Here is a 22,412-nt window from a genome sequence, read left to right as displayed (position 1 = left end):
TTGCGCTCCTCAGGCCGGCTGCGGCTGCCAGTAAGGCGCCCGCAATTCGCGTTTCAGGATCTTGCCGATGGTGCTGCGCGGCAGATCGGACCGGATCTCCAGCCCCGACAAACGCTGGCTCTTGCCCAGGCGGACGTTGACGGCAGCGCGGATCTCCTCTGCCCCGCGCCGCGCACCGGGCCGCAGCACCACCAGCCCCAGCGGCGTTTCCCCCCACTGGTCCGAGGGCACCCCGATCACCGCCGCATCGGCGACATCCGGGTCCTCCAGCAGCGCCCGCTCCAGATCGTCGGCAAAGATGTTCAACCCGCCGGAGATGATCATGTCCTTCTTGCGGTCCGACAGGATCAGGAAGCCGTCTTCATCGAAACGCCCCATGTCGCCGGAGCGGAAATAGACCCGCCCCCGATCGTCCCGCCAGAGGAAGGATTCGGTCAGGTCGTCGCGTCCGAAATAGCCCGCCATCATGGTCGGGGAGCGGCCGACGATCTCGCCCACCTCTCCGGGTGCGACTTCGCGGCCATCCTCGTCGATCAGCCGGATATCGCTGCCCGGCGCCGGCCGCCCGACGGTGTGCAGCTTGTCGGGATGTTCATGCGCCGGCAGCATGGTGATGCCGCCGCCCTCGGTCAGGCCGTAAAGCTCGGTCAGGGTGCCGGGGAACCGGTTCAGCGCGTCGCGTTTCACATCCTGTCTCAGCGGTGCCGAGGTCGACCATTTCACCCGCATGTCGCTGAGGTCGAAATCGTCGAACTCCGGGATATCGAGGATGCGCTTGTATTGCACCGGCACCAGCATGGTGTGGGTGATCCGCTCCGCCTCGGCCAGCTCCAGCCAGCGGCGGGCGTCGAATTTGCCCATCAGATGAACCGTCGAACCACCCGCCAGCGTCGGCAGGAAAGCGACAATGGTGGTGTTGGAATAGAGCGGCGTCGACAGCAGCGTGCGCGCGTTCTGATCGTAGCCGCTGATCGCGATCCGCTCCATCTGGGCCGCCCGCAGCCCGTGGTCGTGCAGGATGCCCTTGGGTGTGCCCGTGGTGCCCGAGGAATAGATCAGGTTGAACCGGTCGCCCATACCGATCGGGATCATCGGGTCCTCCACCCCGGCGCTCGCCAGCAGGGTGCCGTAATTCACCAGCCCCGGCGCGGCGAAATCCATCGAGATCACCTTGAGCGGCAGCGCCGCCAGCGCCTGCCCGGCCAGCCCGCGATAGGCCTCGGCCAGGAACAGGAACCGCGCGCCGCAATCCGCCAGCATCCGCTCCAGCGCATCCGGCGAGGCCATGGTCGACAGCGGCGTGACGCAGCCGCCGGCGCGCAGGATGCCCATGAAGGTTTCCGCGAATTCCGCGGAGTTCGGCGACAGGATCGCCACCGGCTCACCCTTTTGCAGGCCCAGTTCCAGCAACGCGTTGGCCACCCGGTTCACCCGGGCGTCAAAAGCCTCCCAGCTGCGCCGGGTCTCGCCACAGACCACGGCCTCGGCGCGCGGGTTATCGCGTGCCGCCTGGCGCACCATGTCGACAACGGACATGGTCTCGCCGCCCGCCTCGGACGGGCGTTCGAATTCGATCATCCAGGATCCTCCCTCTCCTCCGCCGCCGATCCTAGGGCGCCGGGGCAACCGCTGGCAAGCTCAGCCTTGCCGGAATCGCGTTCCCGGCGCCGGCGGAACCTCGCGGCCACCGGCAAAACACTGCGCGGTCTGCATCCAGCCGTGCGCCACCGGCCCGGTCAGCTGCAGATCCGTATCGGCTACGCTGCGCGTCTGTGTCACAACGCGGGCGAAATCCACCGCCGGCCCGGCGATCAGATCGGCCGAGTCGGGATCGCCGAATTCCCAGACCGCGCCGGAGGGCGCCGTCAGCTGCAGCCGTGGCACCCGGGCGGGCACCTCCAGCCCCTGCACCTGATGCGACCAGCCGAAGGTGTTGACGCCGAGAACGACGATATTGCGGATCCGGTCCGCCTCCGGCCGGCTCCGCCCCAGCAGATCGAAGATCTCTTGCCCATGCGCCCAGGTCTCCATCTGCCGCGCGGTGATCGAGGAGCGTGCCGACATATCCGGCCCGGCCCATTTCAGCCGCCGTTTCGGATCGACATCGGCCCAACGCGCGACCATCGCCCGGAACTGATCCCGCCAGAGCGCGAAGAGCGCGGGGCCGCGCTCGGGAATATCGGCGTTCTCGACCGGGCGCATGCCCTCCACCTGCATCCTGGGATAGATCGCCGCGATCCGTTCCGCGAAAGCCTCCGGATCACTGAGTGAAAGATCGGCGGCGCGGTTCCAGAACAGCAGATGCACGACGACGTCGTTGACGCTCCAGCCCTTGAACTGGGTGATCCGGGTCCAGTCCGCCTCCGGCAGCGGCGCCAGCACGGCGGCCAGCGCTTCGCTCTCCGCCAGGAAATCCTCAACCTGCTGCATCGATATCTCCTCCATCGCCGGAGACGGCCCAGCTGGCCGCGCGTTTTTCGAAAAAGGCGGCGATGCCCTCGCGCCCCTCGTCGGAGAGCATGCGCCCGGCAAAGCTCTCTGCGGCAGTCTGCATCCGCGCCGCATCGTCCTGCAGCGGCATCCGGGCCAGCTGCGCCTTGATTGCCGCCACCGCCCCCGGGGCGGCGGGGCGCAGGTCCTCCCGGGCGCGTGCCAGCGCCGCCCCGATCCCGGCCTGCCCGGTGGCGATCTCGTCGACCAGCCCGAGCTCGCGCGCGCGATCCGCCGTCATCACCGTGCCGGTCAGCATCAGCCGCCGCGCCGCCACCATCCCCAGCCGCGCCACCAGATAGGGTGCGATCTGCGCCGGGGTCAGGCCGATCCGTGTCTCCGACAGGGAGAAGCGCGCCCCCGCCTCGGCGATCACCAGATCGCCGCAGGCGGCGAGCCCGAGGCCACCGGCCATCGCCGCCCCCTCTATCAGCATGACGGTGAATTGCGGCAGGCCGGCGATGGCCCGGAACATGCGCCCGCCCTCCAGGCTCGCCGCCAAGACCGCCTCACGATCGGCCCCGCCCTGAAACACCTGCTGAAACGCCTTGAGATCGCCGCCGGCGGAAAACACGCCGCCCCGGCCGCGAAACACCACGCCGCGGATATCGCCCCGGTCCTGCAGATGCGCCGCCAGACGGATCAGATCGGCGGCGCGCGCCGCGCTCAGCGGATTGCGCCGCGCCGGGTCGTTGAACCACACCGTCAGCCAGCCGGCGCCGTCGTCCAGTTCCAGATCCAGATGCTTGGTCGGCGGCAAAGCCGTCATGCGCTCCCCTCCCTCGCGCCTGTCATGCCCGATGGCCGGCGGCGGAACCGCCACGGTCGAACAGACACGCAAGGCGGGGGCGCAGACCGCAGCGGCCGGGGCCTCCTCCTGCCCCGGCCGCCGATGGGGCGCCCCGCAGGCGCCGGTTCGGATGCCTGCCCTCTCCTCCCAAAGCGGGTTTACAGACCGAACGTTCTGTTTGTAAGTGAGTCGTGAGCTCCCGGTCAACCGGGAATCCCGCCGCCCGCCAGCCAGGCCCTATTTTCAGACCCCCATTTCAGGACGCCCGCCGATGCCCCGCCCCGCCCCCAAGGTCTCCGATCAGCCCGATCAGGACAGCGGCACCAGCCAGCACGACCGCCGGTCGCAAGCGATGCGGGCGCGCATCTGCCGCGCCGCCATCGCCTGTCTCGACCGCTACGGCTATGCCGAGACCAGCTTTGCCCGGGTGCAGGAGAAGGCCGGGGTGTCGCGCGGCGCCATCACCCATCATTTCCCCAGCAAGCAGGCGCTGGTCGCCGCCACGGCGCTGGTGTTGCTGTCCAAGGCGCTGGAACCCGCCCGGAACCGCGACAGCAGCGATGCCCCGATGCCGGTTCACGCGCTGATCCTGGCCAGCTGGGACAGCGTGGTGAATTCCGCCGGCGGCCGCGCCATGGTGGAAATCCTCTCCGCCTGCCGCAGCGACCGGGCGCTGCATGCGCTGCTGGCCGACAAGCTGCACGACTGGGACCGCCAGAGCCGAAGGTCGATCACCCGCCATTATGTCGGCACAGATGCCGAAGACGCCGAACTGCTCTGGTCGATCGCCCGCAGCTTCCTGCGCGGGCTGATCCTGCACGAACAATTCACCGCCGATCCCGCCTATCTCGGCCGGATGGTCGAGCGGTTCGCCCGGATGATGGAGACGCAGCTGCACCTGCGCCCGCCAGGCTAGAGCGCCCATCGCCCCCGTCAGCCGCGCTTTGGAGGAGACCGCGACGTGACCATCCCATCCCCTTTCATGACCCCCGAACGCGCCGGCTTCCGCGACAACCTGGACCGGTTCTTCGCCGATCGGGTGCGGCCCAATATCGAGACCTGGGAAGCGGCCGGCCGGGTGCCCCAGCACATCCACGAGGATCTCGGCGCGCTCGGCGTCTTCGGCTTCGGCGTGCCCGAGGCCTATGGCGGGCTCGGCTTCGACGATCCCTTCCTGCGCTGCGACTATGCCGAACGCGCCTTCGGCTGCGGCGCCTCCGGCGTGGCCGCGGCGGTGGGCGGCCGGGTGATCTCGATCGGCCCGATGGTGCAATTCGCACCGGAACCGTTCAAGCGGCTGATCCTGCCCGAGATCGTCGCCGGCCGCATCGGTTCGGCGCTGGCGATCACCGAGCCCGGCGGCGGCTCGGACGTCGCCGCGCTCAGTACCCGGGCCGACCGCCGTGGCGACGGCTGGGTGCTGAACGGCTGCAAGACCTTCATCACCGGCGGCATGGAGGCCGACTGGTTCGTCGTCGGCGCCCGCACCGGCAAGCCCGGGCTGGCCGGCATCTCGCTGTTCCTGGTGCCCGCCGGGGTGCCGGGGTTTTCCCGCAGCTCCATCGGCGACAAGATGGGCTGGCTCTGTTCCGATCAGGCGACCCTCTATTTCGAGGACTGCACGCTGCCGGAAGACGCGCTGATCGGCCCGGAGAACAAGGGGTTCCTCGCCATCATGGGCAATTTCAACTATGAACGGCTGTCGATGACCGCCGGCTGCCTGGGGATGATGCGGCTCTGTTACGCCAGCGCGTTGGGCTGGGCCCGCGAACGGCGCACCTTTGGCCGGCGCCTGATCGAACATCAGGCCATCGCCCATAAGTTCGCCGAGATCTCCGCCCGGATCGACCTGACAGAGGCCTATCTGGAGCGGATCTGCTGGGATATCTCGCAGGGCCGCATGCCGGTGGCGGAAATCAGCAAGGCCAAAGTCCAGGCAACCAAGGCGCTGGAATATGTCGCCTCCGAAGCGATGCAGATCTTCGGCGGGGCCGCCTATCTGCGCGGCAACCCGGTGGAACGGGTCTGGCGCGAGATCAAGGTGATGGCGATCGGCGGCGGATCGGAAGAGATCCTGCGCGATCTGGCGGTTCGACAGATGGGCCTGGCCGAGGCCTGAGACCCGCCGGCGCCCGACGGCCCCGGCAACCGCCTCAGTTGGCCAGCACCTTGCGGAACCGCCCGATGACGATCACCAGCGACACCAGCGCCATCAGCGCCATCGCCACCAGATTGCCGGCCACCAGCGCCAGCCCGCTGCCGCGATAAAGGACGGACTGGGCGAATTCGACGTAATGGGGCGACGGGCTCAGGGTCTTCATCACCAGCCGCAGCCAGCCCGGCATCGATTCCATCGGGGTGATGCCGCCGGACAGCAGGAACATCACGATGATCACCGGGATCACCAGCAGGCCGAACTGCCCCATGTTCTGGGTGAAGCTCGCCAGCAGCAGCCCGAGGCTGCCCACCGCCACCACATAGATCGCCGCCCCGCAGGTATAGAGCAGCGGCGAGCCCGCCACCGGCACCCCCATGCCCCATTGCACCACCAGAAACAGGCTGGCGACCGAGGAGGCGAGGATGACGATGCCGGTGGCGAGGATCTTGGAAAACACGATCTCATGCGGCCGCACCGGCATCACCAGCACATGTTCGATGGTGCCGTGTTCGCGTTCGCGGATCAGCGAGGACCCGGCAAGGATCAGTGTCAGGATGGTGACCGAATTCATCAGCTGCATCACCGAGGAGAACCATTTCGACGTCAGGTTGGGGTTGAAGCGGTTGCGCATCACCACCTGGACCAGATCCTCGCTCTGCGCGCCGGGAGAGGTGAATTTCGCCAGCTCGTCGGCCAGGACCTGCTGCATGTAGGAGGCGCCGTTGCCCGCCTGTGCCACTGCCGTGGCATCGATCAGGATCATCAGCGACACATCCTTGCCGGCAGAGAGATCGCGCTGGAAATGCGGCGGGATCGACACCACCAGCACGTAATCGCCGTCGGTCTGCCCCTGTTTCGCCTGTCCCGGAGAGATCACCGGCGGCGGCGCGAACAGCGGACCACGGATCGCATCGGTCAGCCGGTAGGACAGCGGGCTGTGATCCTCGTCGACCACCGCCACCGACAGATCGGAGATATCGGTGGAACTGGCGTCAGACACCAGCCAGGTGGCCGCGGTGAAGACATAGAAGATCAGCGCCAGCATCACCTTGTCTCCGCGGATCGCCCGCAACTCCTTCACCGTCAGCCGCAGGGTGTTGAGAAGAGATTGCATGATCATGCCTCCCGCTTGCGCATCGCCAGCACCGACAGGCCCAGATAGGCCAGCGCGAAGATCGCGATCATCAGCGCGTTCAGCCAGAGGTCGGACCAGCCGAACCCCTTGACGAAACTGCCGACGCTGGCGGGTTGATACCAGGCGCCGGGAAAGGACAGACCGAAGATCCGGCCGCCCGGGTTCAGCGACGAGACCGGCACGATCAGGCCGGAGAAGTTCACCGTCGGGATGATCGAAATCACCGCCGTGGCGAAGACCGCCGAGACCTGCGTCTTGGTGAAAGAGGAGATCAGCTGCCCGAAGCCGGTGGTGGCGCAGACATAGAGCAGCGAAATCGCCCCCAGCACCCGGACATCGCCGGTGAAGGGCACGTTGAACACCCAGCGCCCCATCGCCAGCAGCATCCAGAAGCTGATCCAGGAGATCACGATATAAGGCAGCTGCTTGCCGACCAGGAACTCCGGTCGGGTCACCGGGGTGGAGCGGAAGTTGGCGATGGTGCCGGTCTCCTTCTCACGCACCACCGAGATGGCGGACATGATCGCCGGGATCAGCATCAGAATCAGCATCAGCATCGCCGGGACCATCGCATTGGCGCTCTTGAACGCCTGATTGAACAGATACCGGGTCTGGATATCGACCGTGCCGCCCGCGGTCTGCCCCCGAGCCAGCGCCAGCTCATCCGCGAAACCGTCGAGCAGCCCCAGCGCATAGCCGCGCGCCGTCTCCGCCCGAAACGGCATGGCACCGTCGACCCAGAGCAGCACCTCGGGCACTTCGCCCTGATGCAGCTTGCGGCCGAATCCGTCCGGGATCGCCAGCGCGATGGAAATCTCCCCCGTGCTCATCCTGCGGTCGAGCTCGGCCGGCGCCTTGATCTCGGGCCGTTCGGTGAATTGCGGGATCGCGGTGAACTGTTCCGCCAGCAGCCGGCTTTCGGGGGTATGGTCCTGATCGAAGACGGCGAAGTTCAGCTCGTCCACATCGAAGGAAATGCCGTAGCCCATGGTCAGGAGCAGCACCAGAGGTCCGACCAGGGCAAAGAACATGCGGATCGGATCGCGGATCAGCTCCAGCGTCTCACGCCAGCTGTAGGCCCAGAGCCGGGTCGCCGACTGCACCGCCGCCGAGGGGCTGGCCTTCTCTGCGCCATAGGCCGACAGATCGGTCGGCGCGCCAACCTCCTCCGCCGGCTGCTCGGCTTCCAGACAGGCGATGAAGGCCTCTTCCAGCGTGTCGGTGCCGCGCCGCGCGACGATCTCGGCCGGGGCGCCGACCTCCAGCACGCGGCCAGCATGCATCAGCGAAATCCGGTCGCAACGCTCCGCCTCGTTCATGAAATGGGTGGAGATGAAGATGGTGACCCCGCGCTCCCGCGACATCCGGATCAGCATCCGCCAGAAGCCGTCCCGCGCCACCGGATCGACGCCGGAGGTCGGCTCGTCCAGAATCAGGATGCGCGGTTCGTGAATAGTGGCGACCGCCAGCTGCAGCCGCTGGCGGATGCCCAGGGGCAGCCCCTCGGGCATCGACTGGGCCACCTCGCCCAGTTCGAATTCCTCCAGCACCTCGGCCACCCGGGCCGCCCGCCGCTCCGCCGGGATTTCATAGAGCTTGGCGTGCAGGACCAGATTCTGCTCGACCGTCAGCTCGGCATAGAGCGAAAAGTTCTGCGACATATAGCCGATGCCGAGCCGGCTCTTCATGTCGGAGGCGCGCAGCTTCTCGCCAAAGAGCCGCGTCTCCCCCTCGGTGGGATCGAGCAGGCCGGTCATCATCTTCATCGTCGTCGACTTGCCGCAGCCGTTGGAGCCGAGGAAGCCGAAGATCTCGCCCGGCGGAATGGTGAAGCTGACATCGCTCACCGCGGTGAACTGGCCGAACCGCTTGGTCAGCCCGCGCGCCTCGATTGCCGGGGCGCCCTCGCCGTCGCCCTCGCGCGGCGGCAGCACCACCGGCCCCTGATCGGGCCCCCGCGCCGCCTCCGGCAGCAGCTGGACAAAGGCCTGTTCCAGTGTCGCCGCGCCGGTCTGGCTGCGCAGCGCCTCCGGGCTGCCCGAGGCGATCACCGCGCCGTCGTTCATCGCCGCCAGCCAATCGAAGCGCTCGGCCTCCTCCATATAGGCGGTGGCGACGATCACGCTCATGTCCGGCATCCGCTGGCGCAGGGTGTCGATCAGCTCCCAGAACTGGCGGCGCGACAGCGGGTCCACCCCGGTGGTCGGCTCGTCCAGGATCAGCAGATCGGGATCGTGGATCAGCGCCGAACAGAGGCTGAGCTTCTGCTTCATACCACCCGACAGCTTGCCCGCCGGCCGGTCCGGGAACGGCGCCAGCCCGGTCGCCTCCAGCAGCATGTCGATCCGCGCCGCCCGTTCCGCGGCCTTCTGGCCGAACAGCCGGCCGAAGAAATCCAGGTTTTCCCGCACCGTCAGCGTCGGCGACAGGTTCCGCCCCAGCCCTTGCGGCATATAGGCCACCCGCGGCGCATTCTCGCGCCGCGCCGCCGCCCCGGCGATATCGCGGCCCAGCACCCTGACGCTGCCGCTTTGCAGCCGGCGCACCCCGGCGACCAGCGCCAGCAGGGTGGATTTGCCCACCCCGTCGGGGCCGATCAGCCCGGCCATGCAGCCGGCCGGCACCTGCAGCGTCACATCGCTGAGCGCATGAGTCTCGCCATAGAGATGCGAAACGCCGCTCAGCTCGGCGATCCAGGCGGGCGCCGCGGTGGCGCCGGAAGGGTCAGACATCCTCGTCACGCCCGGCTCACTGCGGCACGTTGACCTTGAGATCGTCCGGCCACTCCGCCGCCGCCGCGGTGCGCACGAAGCCGATGCCGCGCACCCCGACCTTCACCTGATCCTCGAACTTCTCCAGCAGGTCGTGCGGGATCGTCAGCTTGACCCGGAACACAAGATCCTCCCGCTCCTCCTGGGTTTCGACGCTTTTCGGGGTGAACTGCGATTGCGGCGCGATGAAGGTGATCCGCGCCGGCACCACGAATTGCGGCACCGGATCGAGGATGATGCGCGCCTCGTCGTTCAGGACCAGGGGGCCCACCGCCGGCGCCGGCAGGTAGATGTTCATGTAGACCTGGGTCAGGTCCAGCAGCGTGATGATCGAGGCGCCGGCCGAGATCACCTCACCCGGTTCATGCAGCCGATAAAGCACGCGGCCGCGGATCGGCGCCCGGATCGTCAGGTCGTCGAGCGAGATCTGCAGGCTCTGCACATCGGCCTCGGCCGCCGCGATGGTGGCATCGGCACTGCTGACCTGCGCCTTGGACGAGGCCAGCGCCGCTTCGGCCGCCTTCAGCGTATTGGTGGCGTCGTCCAGCACGCTGTCGGCGGCATGGCCTTCCTCATGCAGTTTGACGATCCGGTTGTAATTGGTCCGCGCCACCGACAGCGCGCTGTCGGCCTGCATCACGCTGGCCTCCGCCATCTGTTTCGAGGCCTTGGCGCTGAGCACCGCCGCCTGCGCCGAGGTCAGCTTCGCCTTGGCGTCGCGGTCGTCGATCTGGCCGATCACGTCGCCCGCCTCGACGATATCCCCCTCATGCGCGGTCACCGCCGTCAGCCGGCCGGCATATTTGGTGGCGACCTCGACGCTCTGCGCCTCGAGCCGGCCGTTGGAGCTGACGATATTCTCGTAGCGATCGGCGCCCCCGAACCGCTGCAGCAGCTTCTCGAAGCTTCCCTCGGCCCGAAGCGGCGCGGTCGGCAATGCCAGCGCCAGAGCGAGCGCGGCGGCGCCGAGAATGCGGAAGGGGAATTGAAACCTCATGAACAGCTCTCCTTGATGCCGGGTGCACAGGCAGAATTATCGTAACGATCGGCGGCGGCGCGGCGCCCCCTGCGCGGGGGCGGTCGGCCAGGATGGGAACAATCGACCGCAGCCGCCCGCCCGAGGCAAGGCTGACCTACCGTCAAGGCAGGCGCCACCCTCCGTCACATGCCGCCACCGCCCTACCGCGATCCCGCGCGTTCGTCGATGCGTCGGAACGACCATGGCTAACTCTCTTTACCCAATTATGAAAACCCGTCCCAGAAATCGCGAAAACCGCGACAATCCCGACCGGGTGATCGCCTGCGAAACCGGCATCTGCCAGGGTTGCGCACCGCCTTTCTGCTTTTCAAGTTGACACAAATGTCACCATGACGCATGTGAAAAATTCGAACTAACGACCAAGACACAATGACACCCCCCGATTCAGCCCATCCCCGGATGAAGGACCATCCCGACACCGTCCCCCCCGCGACGGAGGACAGCCGCTTTTCGCCCGCCGCATCGCCCGAGGGCGACACCGCCCATCCCCCCGATCCGGTCGACCACCGTACCCGCACCGCGGCGCGGCGCCGACAGGCCATGCGCCGCCGGCTGCTGGAAAGCGCCATGCTGGTCTTCGCCGAGAAAGGCGTCGATGCCACGGTGATCGACGATGTGATCTCCACCGCCGGCGTCTCGCGCGGCACCTTCTACAAGTACTTCTCCTCCAACCGCGATCTGATGGTCGCGGCCAGCGAGGAACTGGTGAACGAGTTGCTCACCTTCGTGCTGGAACAGCTGGAGGGTATCTGCGACCCGGCGGAGCGGGTGGCGCTGGGGCTCCGGCTCTATATCGAGACGGCGCTGGCCTTCCCGCTGTTCGCCCGTTTCGCCAGCACCGCCGGAATGGAGGTCGCCGGCCCCTCCTCGGTGCTGCGGGAATATCTGCCGGTGCATGTCAATGACGGCATCGCCCAGGGCCGCTTCGCCGATCTGCCGCCGCAGGTGGCGCTGGACCTGATTTCCGGGGGTGTGCTGTTCTGCATCGCCCGCAGCACCGAAACCCAGCTCGACTCGCAACGCACCCGCCATGTGGTTGCCGCCCTGCTGCGCGCGCTCGGGGTATCTCTGGAAGAGGCCTGGGAGCTGGCAGACCGCGACGTGGCCCCCATGGCGCTGCCCGAGGACAGCCTGCTCTGCCGGTCGCACCAGCGCCTGCGCGGCACCAAACCCACACCATGCCGGCCATGACCCGCGTCCATACGAAGCCACACCGTCGGGTCAGCTACGACCCCGACACGCCACGAAAGGGACAGCAAATGACGACACTGCCGCAGCCACAAGGGAGGGCGCAGCCATGACCGCAAGACCGCTTCTCGTGCTCGCGCTTTGCCTGACAACCGCCCTGCCCGCCGTCGCCGAGGTGCCGCTGACGGTGCAGACCGTCGTCGCCCGGACCGCGCCGCTGATGGTGACCTTCGAACTGTCGGGCACCATCGAGGCGACCGAGAACATCCCCGTCAGTTTCCGCAACGGCGGCCGGGTGATCGGCATCGAGGTGCAGGTCGGCGACCATGTGACCGAGGGCCAGATCCTGGCCCGCGTCGATCCGACCCAGACCGAGGCCGCCGCCCGTGCCGCCGAGGCGCAGCTGGCCGCCGCCGAGGCCTCGCTGAAACAGGCGCAGCTGGCGCATGACCGGGCCAAGGGGCTGGCCGAACGCGGCGCCGGCACCCGCGCCGATCTGGACCAGGCGATCCAGGCGCTGCTGGCGGCGACCTCATCGCGCGATCAGGCCCGGGCGGCGCTGGCCAAGGCCCGCCAGGCGGTCGCCGACACCATCATCCATGCCTCCGCCTCAGGCATCGTCACCGAACGCACCGCTGAGCCGGGCCAGGTGGTGAGCGCCGCGCAGGCGGTGCTGACGATCGCCCGCGACGGGCTGCGCGAGGCGGTGTTCCACGCCCCCGACCTGCCCGAACTGGACGGGCTGATCGGCCACGATCTGGTGCTGCGCACCCTCGACGGGCCGGAACAGCGGTTCCCGGCCACCGTCTCCGACATCTCGCCGCTGGCCGATGAGGACAGCGGCACCGTCGAGGTCAAGGCGCGGCTGCTGCAGGAGGACCTGCAGCCCGGGCTGGGCGCGGCGGTCTCCAGCATCTTCGAGCTGTCGGATGCCGAGACCATCAGCCTGCCCTGGACGGCGCTGGCGACGCTCGACAACAAGCCGGCGGTCTGGGTAGTCGATCCCGACACCCACACCGTGCACCTGACCCCGGTCGAGGTGCAGAGCTATACCTCTGCCACCATCGAACTCAGCGGCGGCATCGCCGATGGCACCATAGTCGCCGCCTCGGGGTCGCATCTGCTCTATCCCGACCGTCTGGTCGCACCGGCAGGAGACCGGAAATGACCCCGAAAAGACTGACCGCCACTGCCCTGGCGGCGCTTCTGGCCCTCACCGCCCCGCCGCTGCGCGCGGCGGAAGAGACCGCCGCCGTCCCGCAGGCCGCCCGCCCGGTGGTGACCGAGATCGTCGCGGCCGAGGCGACCCGGCTGCGCAGCTTTCCCGGCGTGATCAAGGCGGCGGTGGAAACCTCTCTGGCGTTCCAGACCTCCGGCAGGATCGCCACCCGCCCGGCCGAACTGGGCGATGTGGTCAAGGCCGGCGACGTTCTCGCCACGCTGGACCAGATCACCCTGGCCGAGGATGTCGCCGCCGCCCAAGCGGCGCTGAAGGCGGCCCAGGCGGCGGCCGATCTGGCCGCCCAGAGCCTGACCCGGGTCGAGGAACTGAACCGTCGCGGTGTCGCCTCCACCGCCCAGCTCGAGGCGGCCATCGCCGAACGCGATGCCACCGCCGCCAGCGCCCGCGCCGCCGAGGCCGATCTGACCAGCGCCGAGGATGCCGAACGCTACGGCACCCTGCGCGCCCCCGCCGATGGCGTGGTGATCACCGTCGACGCCGATCCCGGCACCACCGTCTCCTCCGGCACCTCGGTCCTGACGCTGGCCACCGAAGCTGGCCGCGAGGCGGTGATCGACGTGCCGACCGAGGTGCTGACGATCCTGCCGAAGGATGCGCGGTTCACCATCGCGCCGCGCAGCCCCGGCGGCGCCGCGATTCCCGGCCGGCTCAGACTGATCGAACCGGTCGCCGACAGCAGCACCCGCAGCCACCGGCTGCGCATCACCATCCTCGGCGATGCCCCCGGCCTGCGCCTCGGGTCGCTGGTCAGCGCCAGCCTCGACAGTCCGGCCACCCCGGTCCTCACCCTGCCCAGACGCGCCATCCTCGACGCGGAAGGCAGCCCGCGGGTCTGGCGGATCGGCGCCGGCCGCAAGGCCGAACCCGTCGCCGTCACCCTGGGCCAGAGCCTGGGCGAACGCGTCATCATCACGACAGGTCTGCAAGCCGGGGACGAGGTGCTGATCCGCGGCATCCACTCGGTCGAGACCGGCCAAACCCTCGGAGAGAGGATCGAAGAATGAAGGGATTCAACCTTTCCGACTGGGCGCTGAAACACCGCTCTCTGGTCTGGTTCATGATCATCGTCTCGCTGATCGCGGGCGCGCTGTCCTATGTGAACCTCGGCCGCGAGGAGGACCCCTCCTTCACCATCAAGGTGATGGTGGTCTCGGCCTCGATGCCCGGCGCCACCGCCGAGGAGACCCGCGAACAGGTCACCGACCGGATCGAGAAGAAGCTGCAGGAGCTGCCCAACCTCAAGAACACCCGGTCCGAGACCTTCCCCGGCAGCGCCGTCGTCTATGTCGAGCTGCGGCCCGAGGTGCGCGGCAAGGAGGTCACCCAGACCTGGGTCAAGGTCCGCAATATGATGTCGGACATCCGATCGGAGTTTCCGGCGGAATTCCGCGGCTTCGCCTTCAACGACGGCTTCGGCGACGTCTACGGCAACATCTATGCATTCACCTATGACGGCTTCACCCCACAGGAGGTCAAGGACCGGGTCGAAGACGTGAAATCCGCCGTCCTGACCCTGAAGGACGCCGGCAAGGTGGAACTGGTGGGCACGCTCGACCCGGAAATCCACGTCGAATTCTCCTCTCGCAAGCTGGCGGCGCTGGGGCTCGACCGCGCCACCGTGCTCAATACGCTGGCGGCGCAGAACGCCATCGTGCCGGCCGGGGTGATCGATACCGATACCGAACAGGTGGCGGTGCGGATGAGCGGTCGCTTCGCCTCGGCCGAGGAGCTGGCCAATGCGCCGCTCCGGGTCGGCGACACCTTCTTCACCCTCTCCGACGTGGCCGAGGTCACCGCCGGCTATGAGGACCCGCCGGGCAACCTGTTCCGCTACAACGGCCAGAAGGCCATCGGGCTGATCGTCGGCATGCGCCAGGGGGCCAACATCCTGAAGTTCGGCGAGGAGCTGGACGGCATGATGGCGAAGGTCGCCGAACGGCTGCCGATCGGCATCGAGTTGCACAAGGTCTCCGACCAGCCCAAGGTGGTGGAGGATTCGGTCGATCACTTCCTGCGCGCGCTGCTGGAGGCGGTGGTGATCGTGCTCGCGGTCAGCTTCGTGTCGCTGGGGCTGCGCGCCGGTCTGGTGGTCAGCATGGCGATCCCGCTGGTGCTGGCGCTGACTTTCGTGATCCTGGAAATCATGGGGGTGACGCTGCAGCGGATCTCGCTCGGGGCGCTGATCATCGCGCTGGGGCTTCTGGTCGATGATGCGATGATCTCCATCGAAACCATGATCTCGCGGCTGGAGATGGGCGAGAGCCTGACCAAGGCCGCCTCCTATGCCTGGACCTCGATCGCCTTTCCGATGCTCTCGGGCACGCTGGTGACGGTGGCGGGCTTCATCCCGATCGGGCTGAACTCCTCCCAGGCGGGGGAATACACCATCTCGCTGTTCTACGTGATCGCCATCTCGCTGGTGCTGTCGTGGATCGTCGCGGTGCTGTTCGCGCCGCTCCTGGGGGTCACCTTCCTGCCGTCGAAATGGAAACACCACGATGCCAAGGCCGGACGGCTGCGGCGCATGTTCCATGGGGTGCTGCGCGGGGCGATGCGGGCCAAATACCTGACCATAGTCATCACCGTGGCGCTGTTCGGCCTGTCGATCTGGAGCATGCGCTTCGTCGAACAGCAGTTCTTCCCGGCCTCCGACCGACCCGAACTGCTAGTCGACATCAACCTGCGCCAGAACAGCAGCATCGAATCCACCGATGCCGCCATCGCCGATCTGGAGGCCTTCCTCGCCGCCCGCGACGAGGTGGATTACTGGTCAACCTACGTCGGCCGCTCCGCCCCGCGGTTCCTGCTGTCGCTGGATGCGCCGACACCGGCCCCCTACATGGGGCAGGTCATCATCATGACCAAGGGCATCGAAGAGCGGAACAGGCTGCGCGCCGCGATCAACGCCTATGACGCAGAGCTGGCCGGGATCGAGGTGTTTCCCAAGCTGATCGAAATGGGCCCGCCGGTGGGCAAGCCGGTGCAATACCGGGTCTCCGGACCGGACGGATCGGTGGTGCTGGACAAGGCCCGCGCGCTGGCGGCGATGATCGGCAAGGATCCCCGGCTGGGCAATATCACCCTCGATCAGGGGGAACCCGTGCGGGTCGCCCGCGTGGTCCTGGATCAGGAGCGGCTGCGCCAGCTCGGCCTGACCCAGGAGGACGTGGCCGGGGCGCTGCAATCGCTCTATGAGGGCACCAGCATCACCGAACTGCGCGACGGTCAGACCCTGATCGACGTGATCGCCCGCGGCAGCCAGGCCGATCGCACCTCGGTGGCGGCGCTGGAATCGCTGCAGCTGAGCAGTTCCAGCAGCACGCCGGTGCCGCTCACCGCCTTTGCCCGGCTGGAATGGGAAAGCGAACCGCCGGTGATCCACCAGCGCGACCGCGTGCCCACGATCACCGTCAAGGCGGCGGTGACGACCGGCGATCAGCCGCCCACCATCGTGCAGGCGCTGGCACCCGAAATCGACGCGATGGCCGCCGCCCTGCCCCCCGGCTACAGCATCACCACTGCGGGGGTCGCCGAATCCAGCGCCGAAAGCCAGGAGCCGATCATCGCGGTGGTGCCGCTGATGGTACTGATCATCCTGACCCTGGTGATGGTCCAGATGCAGAGCTTCCGGCTGATGTTCATCGTGCTGGCGGTGGCGCCGCTGGGGATGATCGGCGTCGTCGCCGCCCTGGTGCCGTCGGGCGCGCCGCTGGGCTTCGTCGCCATCCTCGGGGTGCTGGCGCTGGTCGGCATCCTGATCCGCAACTCGATCATCCTCGTGCAGGAGATCGAGGTGTTGATCGAGAAGGGCCGCTCGCGCTGGGACGCGGTGTTCGAAGCCTCCGACAGCCGGGCACGGCCGATCCTGCTGACGGCAGCGGCGGCCTCTCTGGCGCTGATCCCGATCTCGCGCCAGGTGTTCTGGGGGCCGATGGCCTATGCGATGATGGGCGGCATCATCGCCGGCACGCTGATCACACTGCTGTTCGCGCCGGCGCTCTATTGCGCGGTGTTCCGAGTCCGTCCGGACAAGGACAGCAAGGCCGCCGCCTGATCGCGACCCGACCTGAAAACGACCGGCCCCGGCGCACCATCCCATGCGCCGGGGCCGCGGGACCCTGATCGGGGCACATACCGGTGGATCAGGCCGGCAGCGCCTCCGGATCGGGCCGCCCGGGGGGAGGAGTGAGCTCCCCCTTTCCCGCCCGCGCGTCCTGGCGCATTTCCGCCGCGTGGATGCCGAGCACCACCAGACCGGGCCAGAGCATATAGGCCTCGATCTCGAGGTTTTCCCCGAAGGACAAAAGAACGATCGTCATGATCACGCTGAGCGGCAGCCGCCCGCGCGGATGGCGCGCCGCGTCGACCAGCACCAGCAGCGTCTGCACCAGCAGCGGCACCAGCAGCGCCAGAAACCCGAGCATGCCCTTGACGAACAGCAGCCCCCACCAGGTGTGATGGCTGCCGATCGGCATGTATTCGACGATATGCGCGCCCGGCTGCACCGTGCCGTGGCCGGTCCAGAAGGCCTCGGCCTGCCAGCGCTCACCGGCGATCCGCTGCAGCGTCTCGCGCACCCGGGTGCTGTCCGCGCGGGCACCTTTGAAAGCGGCGATGCCGTCCTTCAGCCCCTGGATCAGCGCAGTGCCGACGATCGCCAGCGAGGCGGTCAGCCCGGCCAGCGCCTGCCAGGCCCAGCCGCGCAGGATCAACGGCAGCATCCGCGGCCCGACGGTGCAGGCCACCAGCCCGACCATCCCCATCCGCGATTTCGACAGCACGATCATGGCGATACCGGCGGCGATACCGATGCTGCGCCATTTGCGGTTGCCCTCCTCCAGCGCGAAGCAGACCTGCAGCACGCCCAACAGCGCGGCAAAGGGCGACCAGGGGGCGTAGAACTGCCAGCGCGGCGTCCAGCTGGCCGGATCCCAGGTGAAGAAATAGACCGAGAAATACTCAGGCCCCGGGCCGCCCACCGCCTTCAACGGCGAGGTGAAGATCTTCTCCGGCAGGCCGGCATAGGGGGCGGCGACCATCATCGGCAACAGCGCCAGCGTCCACAGCCCGACGATGCACTGACCGCGCACCAGGATCTCGCGCCGGATCGGCAGCACCGCGCCGATGAAGGGGAAGAGCGCCAGCAGCGCCCAGCCCTTGGCCCAGCCGACCGAGGATTTGATGGTCTTCTTCAGGCCCAGCCCCCAGTCCAGATGCCCGGCCCAGAGCGCGATCAGCATCAGCGCCATGCCGGCGAACCAGAGCCAGACGATCGGCGGCACCGGACCACGCGCGCGCAGGTCTTCGCGCACCGCCGGGCCGAGATAGAGCACCAGCGCCCCGAGCCCTGCCAGCGTCCAGGCCAGCACCGGCCCGACGACATAGAGCGCACCGACGAAGTAGAACGGCCAGGTCCAGCGCAGCGCCTTCCAGATCATCGTCTCGGCCAGGTTCTGCGGTGCCAGCGCGGGCGGGGAGACGGCGGCGCGGCTCATTCCGCGGCCACCCGCAGGCCGGCGCCCTCGGGCGTGGCGCGCATCAGCAGCTTGTCGATCAGCGGCCGCCGCATCCAGCCCATGGCGAGCCCGATGAAGAAGAACAGGGTGGCGGCGACACCGGCGGCCAGCGCCAGGGTCTTGCGCGGCGACGACGGCGCATCGGGCAGCGACGGATCGGCCAGCACCTGCACCAGCGGGTAAGAGGCGAAGAGGTCCGCCTTGTTGGTCTGGGTCCGCGCCATGGCGGAGGCAAAGACCGCCTCGGCGACCGAGAAGTCGCGCTGCAGATCCTCAAGCCGCGCCGCCGGTTCGATCAGGTCGAGCCGCCGGGTCTCCGCCGCCGCCAGCCGCGCCGACATCGCCGCATGTTCGGCCGCCAGCGCGGCACGCTCCGCCTCGCGGGTGACCAGTTCGCTCAGCAGCGCCGAGCGGCCGCCGACATGCGACAGATCGAGACTTTGCAGTTCTTCCGGGCGCAGGCCGGTCAGCCTGGCGGCGCGGGCCTGCGCCTGCTTGCGGGCAGAGGCGTGGCCGGCCTCGGCGCTGCGCACCTCAGGGTGATTGGCGCCATAGCGGCCCCGGGCCAGCGACAACGCCGCCGCCTGATCCGACATCTCCGCCGCCAACGCGGCGAATTCGCTGTCCGCATGCAGCCGCAGGGCGGCCGCCGCCAGCCGCGGCCCCAGCCCCAGCGCCGCCTGCAGGGCCTGCACCGCCTCGGTCTTTTCATCCAGCGCCACGCTCAGGTCCTTGACCGCGCGGGCCAGATCGTCGGTCTCGGCCACCAGATCGGCGTATTGCGTCGCCGAGATCAGCCCGGTATGGCGCTGCAGCTCGGAAATCTCCGCCCGCGTCGCCAGCACCGACTGCCGGTATTCCTCGATCGCCACATTGGCCCCGTCCTCGCGCTTGTCGACCTCATCGGTGCGCAGCGCCTCGACCTCGGAGAAGAAGGCCGCCAGCAACGCATCGCCGCGGGCGCGGGCATCCTCCGGCGAGTTGCCGACGATGGAGACATGGATCAGCCCGGTCTGATCGACCAGCTCGACCCGCGGCTTGCCGAAATCGCGCCGTTTCATGTCGAGCGTCTGCGCCGCCGCATCCAGGATGCGGTCGGCCGCCAGCAAGCGTTTGTAGGTCTCGGTCGGGCTGACCGAACCGTTGGAATAGGGCGAATTGGCGAAGGACGACGCCTGGCCGATCCGCGACAGGTTGACCGACGCCGAGGCGCCCGAGCCCGGCAGGATCAGCGACAGGCCGGAGGTATAGCGTTCCGGCGCGGTGGAAAGATAGCTGACGATCGGGGTCCAGATGCAGACACCGCCGATGGCGAAGATCCCCAGGTAGCGCGGCAGCCGCCCGGCATCGGCGATCCGCCCGCCGCGCAGCAACCGCGCAAAGGACAGTTGGCGCAATGGCAGCCGCACCAGCGGCGGCAGCAGGGCAGAGAGCAGACGGGATTTCGGGGGCAACCGGAAACTGGGCATGGGCAAAACTCCTTGCCCAACCAGATAGCAGCCCCGCCGGCGCCCCGCCTTATCGCGGCGGGATGGCGCCCCGGCCCGGTCGGAGAGGCCCCCTATCCATTCGGATAGGATGCCCCGGCCGGCCGGTCAGAACAGCCCTGCCTCCTTCGCGATCATCGCCGCCTGGGTGCGGTTCGAGGCGCCGATCTTGCGATAGAGCGTCTTGACGTGCAGCTTGACCGTCGGTTCGCGGATATCGAGATCGCGGGCGATCTCCTTGTTGGATTTGCCCTGGGTCAGCCCCTCCAGCACCTCCATCTCGCGCGAGGAGAGCTTCTCCGCCAGCGGATGGCGGTCCGCCTCCGCCTCCTCGGCGCGCATGAAATCGAGCGGGGCGTATTGTTCGCCGAGCGCCATGAAGCGCACCGCATTGACCAGGGACCGCGCCGAAAGTGTCTTCGGCAGGAAGCCTGCCGCCCCGGCGGCCAGCGCCTGTTCGGCGACCTCGCGGTTGGCGGTGCCCGAGATCAGGGCGACGCGATGCGCCCCGGGCAGCTCCATCATCCGGGTCAGCCCGGCGATCCCCTCCATCCCAGGCATCGAGAAATCCAGCAGCACCAGGTCGAAATCCGGACCGGCCTCCACCAGACCGACCGCTTCCTGGTAATCGGCGGCGGTGGCGGTCTCGATCCCCTCCTCGTTCTGGAAATACAGCACGAGCGTGTCGCGCAGCAGCATGTGATCGTCGGCGATCAGAATTCGCATCGCTCCCCCTCCGGCGGCAACCACCCGCGCCCTGTCGGCGGGTCGGGACTGGGCCTGATTCAACATGTTTCAACCTCCACGCGGGGGCGTCAACCTAAAGGCGACTCACCGTTCTGCTGTCTCCATTCGATATTGAAACGGAAAAAAGCGGCAGAAGAAGGGCACAGGCGGAGAGGTCACCGATCCCGATGGGTAGGTGCCCCCTCCGGCCGGATCGCATCGCCACCCGGGTGGCCGGGACAGCCCCTCCACCCGGGCGGCGGGCTGTCCCGGCGCGCCGCCGACCTGTCCGCCCGTTGCGTTGAACGCCCGGGGCCCTCTCAGGCATCCCATTGGAAACGCAACACGAAATCGGATGACCGCCCATGACCTTCGTTCCCAGCTTCGACCCCTCCCTGTTCTCCGGCGCGCCGGTCGCCACCGCCCCCGCCCGCGCTGCCGCAACCCACCGGAACGCCCCCGGCACCCTCCGGGTGCTTGGTCTGCCGCTGGTCTCCGCCAGCACCGGAGAGGTGATCGATCACCTGCTGCAGCCCGGCCGGCGGTCGCGGGTCGCCTTTCTCAACGCCCATTGCGGCAACGTCATGGCCCGCGACCCGGATTACGCCGATGCGCTGGCCACCGCGGATATGGTGCTGCCCGATGGAATCGGGGTCGAACTGGCCGCGCGGATGACCGGCCAGCGGCTGGCCGCGAACCTCAACGGCACCGATTTCACCCCCGCCCTGCTGGCGCAGGCGGCACGGCGCGGGCTCAGCGTCTATCTGCTGGGCGGCCGCCCCGGGGTCGCCGATGCCGCCGCCGAAACGCTCTGCCGCCGGATCCCCGGGCTGCGGATCGCCGGCACCCGCGACGGCTATGACGGGCTGCGGGACGAGGCGGCGGCGATCGCCGCGATCCGTGCCGCCCGGCCCGACATCCTTCTTGTCGCCCTCGGGGTGCCGGCGCAGGACCTGTGGCTGGCGCGCAACGGCGCCCGCACCGGCGCCCGGATCACCATGGGGGTCGGCGCGCTGTTCGACTTTCTGGCCGGGCGGGTCCGCCGCGCCCCCGCCCCGATCCGCCGCGCCCGCTGCGAATGGATCTGGCGCCTGGCGATGGAGCCCCGCCGGATGGCGCGCCGCTACCTGATCGGCAATGCCACCTTCATGGCCCGCGCCGCGATGCATGCGCTTTCCCGCCGCAGCCGCGCCGACTGGCTGCAGCGCGGGCTCGATCTGCTGCTCTCGGCCGGGGCTCTGACCCTGCTTGCACCGCTGGCGCTGCTGTTGATGCTGGCGATCCGGCTCGACAGTTCCGGGCCGGTGCTGTTCCGGCAGACCCGGATCGGCCGCGACGGCCGCCCCTTCACCATGTTCAAGTTCCGCTCGATGCACACCGATGCCGAGGCGCGGCGCGCGGCGCTGCTGGCGCAATCGGATCGCGAGGGCATCTGCTTCAAGTCCCGCCACGATCCCCGCGTCACCCGCGTCGGCCGGCTGCTGCGCCGCTTCTCGATCGACGAACTGCCGCAGATCCTCAATGTGCTGCGCGGCGAGATGTCGATTGTCGGCCCGCGCCCGGCCCTGCCCGAGGAGGTCGCCGCCTATCCCGCCCGCGCGCTGGGGCGGCTCAGGGTCAACCCCGGGCTCACCGGCATCTGGCAGGTCTCCGGCCGGGCCGAGATCGGGTTCGACAAGATGATCGACATGGATCTGGCCTATGCTGCCTCGCGCTCGCTGCTGCTCGACCTGATGCTGATCTCGATGACCTGCCGCGCCGTGATCGGCGGGCGCGGCGCTTACTGAGCCGCGCGTCCCCCCTGGATCCTATCCGTTCGGATAGGTCCTCTCCACCGATGCCCGCATGAGCCGGACGCCACCGGCTGCT

General features: G+C 68.4%; 16 protein-coding genes. 7 read left to right on the top strand and 9 right to left on the bottom strand.

The features are described 5' to 3' along the window. Positions 1 to 9: 9 nt before the first annotated feature. Genes QO033_RS21000 through QO033_RS20990 form a run of 3 tightly spaced genes read right to left on the bottom strand, consistent with a single transcriptional unit; the run spans position 10 to position 3,259 of the window. Positions 10 to 1,578: a class I adenylate-forming enzyme family protein gene (locus QO033_RS21000; protein WP_284482860.1), complete on the bottom strand. Its 1,569-nt coding sequence runs from the start codon at positions 1,576 to 1,578 to the stop codon at positions 10 to 12. Between the two features lie 60 nt (positions 1,579 to 1,638). After that, positions 1,639 to 2,430: a TIGR03084 family metal-binding protein gene (locus tag QO033_RS20995; protein ID WP_284482859.1), complete on the bottom strand. Its 792-nt coding sequence runs from the start codon at positions 2,428 to 2,430 to the stop codon at positions 1,639 to 1,641. Further along, positions 2,417 to 3,259: an enoyl-CoA hydratase/isomerase family protein gene (locus tag QO033_RS20990; protein WP_284482858.1), complete on the bottom strand. Its 843-nt coding sequence runs from the start codon at positions 3,257 to 3,259 to the stop codon at positions 2,417 to 2,419. The genes QO033_RS20995 and QO033_RS20990 overlap by 14 nt, the downstream gene beginning before the upstream one ends. Positions 3,260 to 3,551: 292 nt before the next feature. On the opposite strand from QO033_RS20990, the gene QO033_RS20985 reads away from it, so the two are divergent. Then, a complete protein-coding gene (locus QO033_RS20985) occupies positions 3,552 to 4,196 on the top strand; it encodes a TetR/AcrR family transcriptional regulator (RefSeq protein ID WP_284482857.1) in 645 nt (214 codons plus the stop codon). A 45-nt stretch (positions 4,197 to 4,241) separates the two neighbouring features. Further along, on the top strand, positions 4,242 to 5,399 hold the full coding sequence (locus tag QO033_RS20980) for an acyl-CoA dehydrogenase family protein (RefSeq protein WP_284482856.1): 1,158 nt from the start codon (positions 4,242 to 4,244) through the stop codon (positions 5,397 to 5,399). A 34-nt stretch (positions 5,400 to 5,433) separates the two neighbouring features. Here the strand turns inward: QO033_RS20980 and QO033_RS20975 are convergent, their stop codons facing one another. The 3 genes from QO033_RS20975 to QO033_RS20965 are packed head-to-tail and all read right to left on the bottom strand — an operon-like array spanning position 5,434 to position 10,341. Continuing rightward, positions 5,434 to 6,552, bottom strand: a complete 1,119-nt coding sequence (locus QO033_RS20975; RefSeq protein WP_284482855.1) for an ABC transporter permease — start codon at positions 6,550 to 6,552, stop codon at positions 5,434 to 5,436. 2 nt (positions 6,553 to 6,554) lie between these two features. Next, positions 6,555 to 9,305 carry a ribosome-associated ATPase/putative transporter RbbA gene (gene rbbA, locus QO033_RS20970; RefSeq protein WP_284482854.1) on the bottom strand — a complete coding sequence of 917 codons (2,751 nt, stop codon included), beginning with the start codon at positions 9,303 to 9,305 and terminating at the stop codon, positions 6,555 to 6,557. Positions 9,306 to 9,321: 16 nt separating this feature from the next. After that, entirely contained in the window at positions 9,322 to 10,341 is a 1,020-nt protein-coding gene (locus QO033_RS20965) for an HlyD family secretion protein (RefSeq protein ID WP_284482853.1), read from the bottom strand. Between the two features lie 411 nt (positions 10,342 to 10,752). On the opposite strand from QO033_RS20965, the gene QO033_RS20960 reads away from it, so the two are divergent. From QO033_RS20960 to QO033_RS20945, 4 genes are all read left to right on the top strand, one after another. Continuing rightward, on the top strand, positions 10,753 to 11,574 hold the full coding sequence (locus QO033_RS20960; RefSeq protein ID WP_284482852.1) for a TetR/AcrR family transcriptional regulator: 822 nt from the start codon (positions 10,753 to 10,755) through the stop codon (positions 11,572 to 11,574). Between the two features lie 106 nt (positions 11,575 to 11,680). Then, complete coding sequence (locus QO033_RS20955; RefSeq protein WP_284482851.1) at positions 11,681 to 12,739, top strand: efflux RND transporter periplasmic adaptor subunit; 1,059 nt, start codon at positions 11,681 to 11,683, stop codon at positions 12,737 to 12,739. Then, positions 12,736 to 13,818, top strand: coding sequence for an efflux RND transporter periplasmic adaptor subunit (locus tag QO033_RS20950; RefSeq protein ID WP_284482850.1), 1,083 nt, complete (start codon positions 12,736 to 12,738; stop codon positions 13,816 to 13,818). The genes QO033_RS20955 and QO033_RS20950 overlap by 4 nt, the downstream gene beginning before the upstream one ends. Beyond that, a complete protein-coding gene (locus QO033_RS20945) occupies positions 13,815 to 16,868 on the top strand; it encodes an efflux RND transporter permease subunit (protein ID WP_284482849.1) in 3,054 nt (1,017 codons plus the stop codon). Before QO033_RS20950 ends, QO033_RS20945 begins: the two co-directional genes overlap by 4 nt. A gap of 88 nt (positions 16,869 to 16,956) precedes the next feature. Here QO033_RS20945 and QO033_RS20940 read toward each other — a convergent pair whose 3' ends face one another. The 3 genes from QO033_RS20940 to QO033_RS20930 form a co-directional block, all read right to left on the bottom strand. After that, positions 16,957 to 18,309 carry an O-antigen ligase domain-containing protein gene (locus QO033_RS20940; RefSeq protein ID WP_284482848.1) on the bottom strand — a complete coding sequence of 451 codons (1,353 nt, stop codon included), beginning with the start codon at positions 18,307 to 18,309 and terminating at the stop codon, positions 16,957 to 16,959. Then, a complete protein-coding gene (locus QO033_RS20935; RefSeq protein WP_284482847.1) occupies positions 18,306 to 19,799 on the bottom strand; it encodes a GumC domain-containing protein in 1,494 nt (497 codons plus the stop codon). The genes QO033_RS20940 and QO033_RS20935 overlap by 4 nt, the downstream gene beginning before the upstream one ends. 126 nt (positions 19,800 to 19,925) lie before the next feature. Next, complete coding sequence (locus tag QO033_RS20930; RefSeq protein WP_284482846.1) at positions 19,926 to 20,543, bottom strand: response regulator transcription factor; 618 nt, start codon at positions 20,541 to 20,543, stop codon at positions 19,926 to 19,928. 365 nt (positions 20,544 to 20,908) lie between these two features. On the opposite strand from QO033_RS20930, the gene QO033_RS20925 reads away from it, so the two are divergent. Beyond that, on the top strand, positions 20,909 to 22,330 hold the full coding sequence (locus QO033_RS20925) for a WecB/TagA/CpsF family glycosyltransferase (protein WP_284482845.1): 1,422 nt from the start codon (positions 20,909 to 20,911) through the stop codon (positions 22,328 to 22,330). The last annotated feature ends 82 nt before the right edge of the window (positions 22,331 to 22,412 follow it).

Origin of the sequence: Pseudodonghicola flavimaris (assembly GCF_030164425.1) — a bacterium.
Lineage (GTDB): Bacteria > Pseudomonadota > Alphaproteobacteria > Rhodobacterales > Rhodobacteraceae > Pseudodonghicola > Pseudodonghicola flavimaris.
This window is presented reverse-complemented; position numbering and strand designations above follow the sequence as displayed.

Coding starts and splice junctions, on each gene's coding strand:
- QO033_RS21000 (WP_284482860.1), bottom strand. CDS start 1,578: ATGATCGAATTCGAACGCCCGTCCGAGGCGGGCGGCGAGACCATGTCC.
- QO033_RS20995 (WP_284482859.1), bottom strand. CDS start 2,430: ATGCAGCAGGTTGAGGATTTCCTGGCGGAGAGCGAAGCGCTGGCCGCC.
- QO033_RS20990 (WP_284482858.1), bottom strand. CDS start 3,259: ATGACGGCTTTGCCGCCGACCAAGCATCTGGATCTGGAACTGGACGAC.
- QO033_RS20985 (WP_284482857.1), top strand. CDS start 3,552: ATGCCCCGCCCCGCCCCCAAGGTCTCCGATCAGCCCGATCAGGACAGC.
- QO033_RS20975 (WP_284482855.1), bottom strand. CDS start 6,552: ATGCAATCTCTTCTCAACACCCTGCGGCTGACGGTGAAGGAGTTGCGG.
- rbbA (WP_284482854.1), bottom strand. CDS start 9,305: ATGTCTGACCCTTCCGGCGCCACCGCGGCGCCCGCCTGGATCGCCGAG.
- QO033_RS20965 (WP_284482853.1), bottom strand. CDS start 10,341: ATGAGGTTTCAATTCCCCTTCCGCATTCTCGGCGCCGCCGCGCTCGCT.
- QO033_RS20960 (WP_284482852.1), top strand. CDS start 10,753: ATGACACCCCCCGATTCAGCCCATCCCCGGATGAAGGACCATCCCGAC.
- QO033_RS20955 (WP_284482851.1), top strand. CDS start 11,681: ATGACCGCAAGACCGCTTCTCGTGCTCGCGCTTTGCCTGACAACCGCC.
- QO033_RS20950 (WP_284482850.1), top strand. CDS start 12,736: ATGACCCCGAAAAGACTGACCGCCACTGCCCTGGCGGCGCTTCTGGCC.
- QO033_RS20945 (WP_284482849.1), top strand. CDS start 13,815: ATGAAGGGATTCAACCTTTCCGACTGGGCGCTGAAACACCGCTCTCTG.
- QO033_RS20940 (WP_284482848.1), bottom strand. CDS start 18,309: ATGAGCCGCGCCGCCGTCTCCCCGCCCGCGCTGGCACCGCAGAACCTG.
- QO033_RS20935 (WP_284482847.1), bottom strand. CDS start 19,799: ATGCCCAGTTTCCGGTTGCCCCCGAAATCCCGTCTGCTCTCTGCCCTG.
- QO033_RS20930 (WP_284482846.1), bottom strand. CDS start 20,543: ATGCGAATTCTGATCGCCGACGATCACATGCTGCTGCGCGACACGCTC.
- QO033_RS20925 (WP_284482845.1), top strand. CDS start 20,909: ATGACCTTCGTTCCCAGCTTCGACCCCTCCCTGTTCTCCGGCGCGCCG.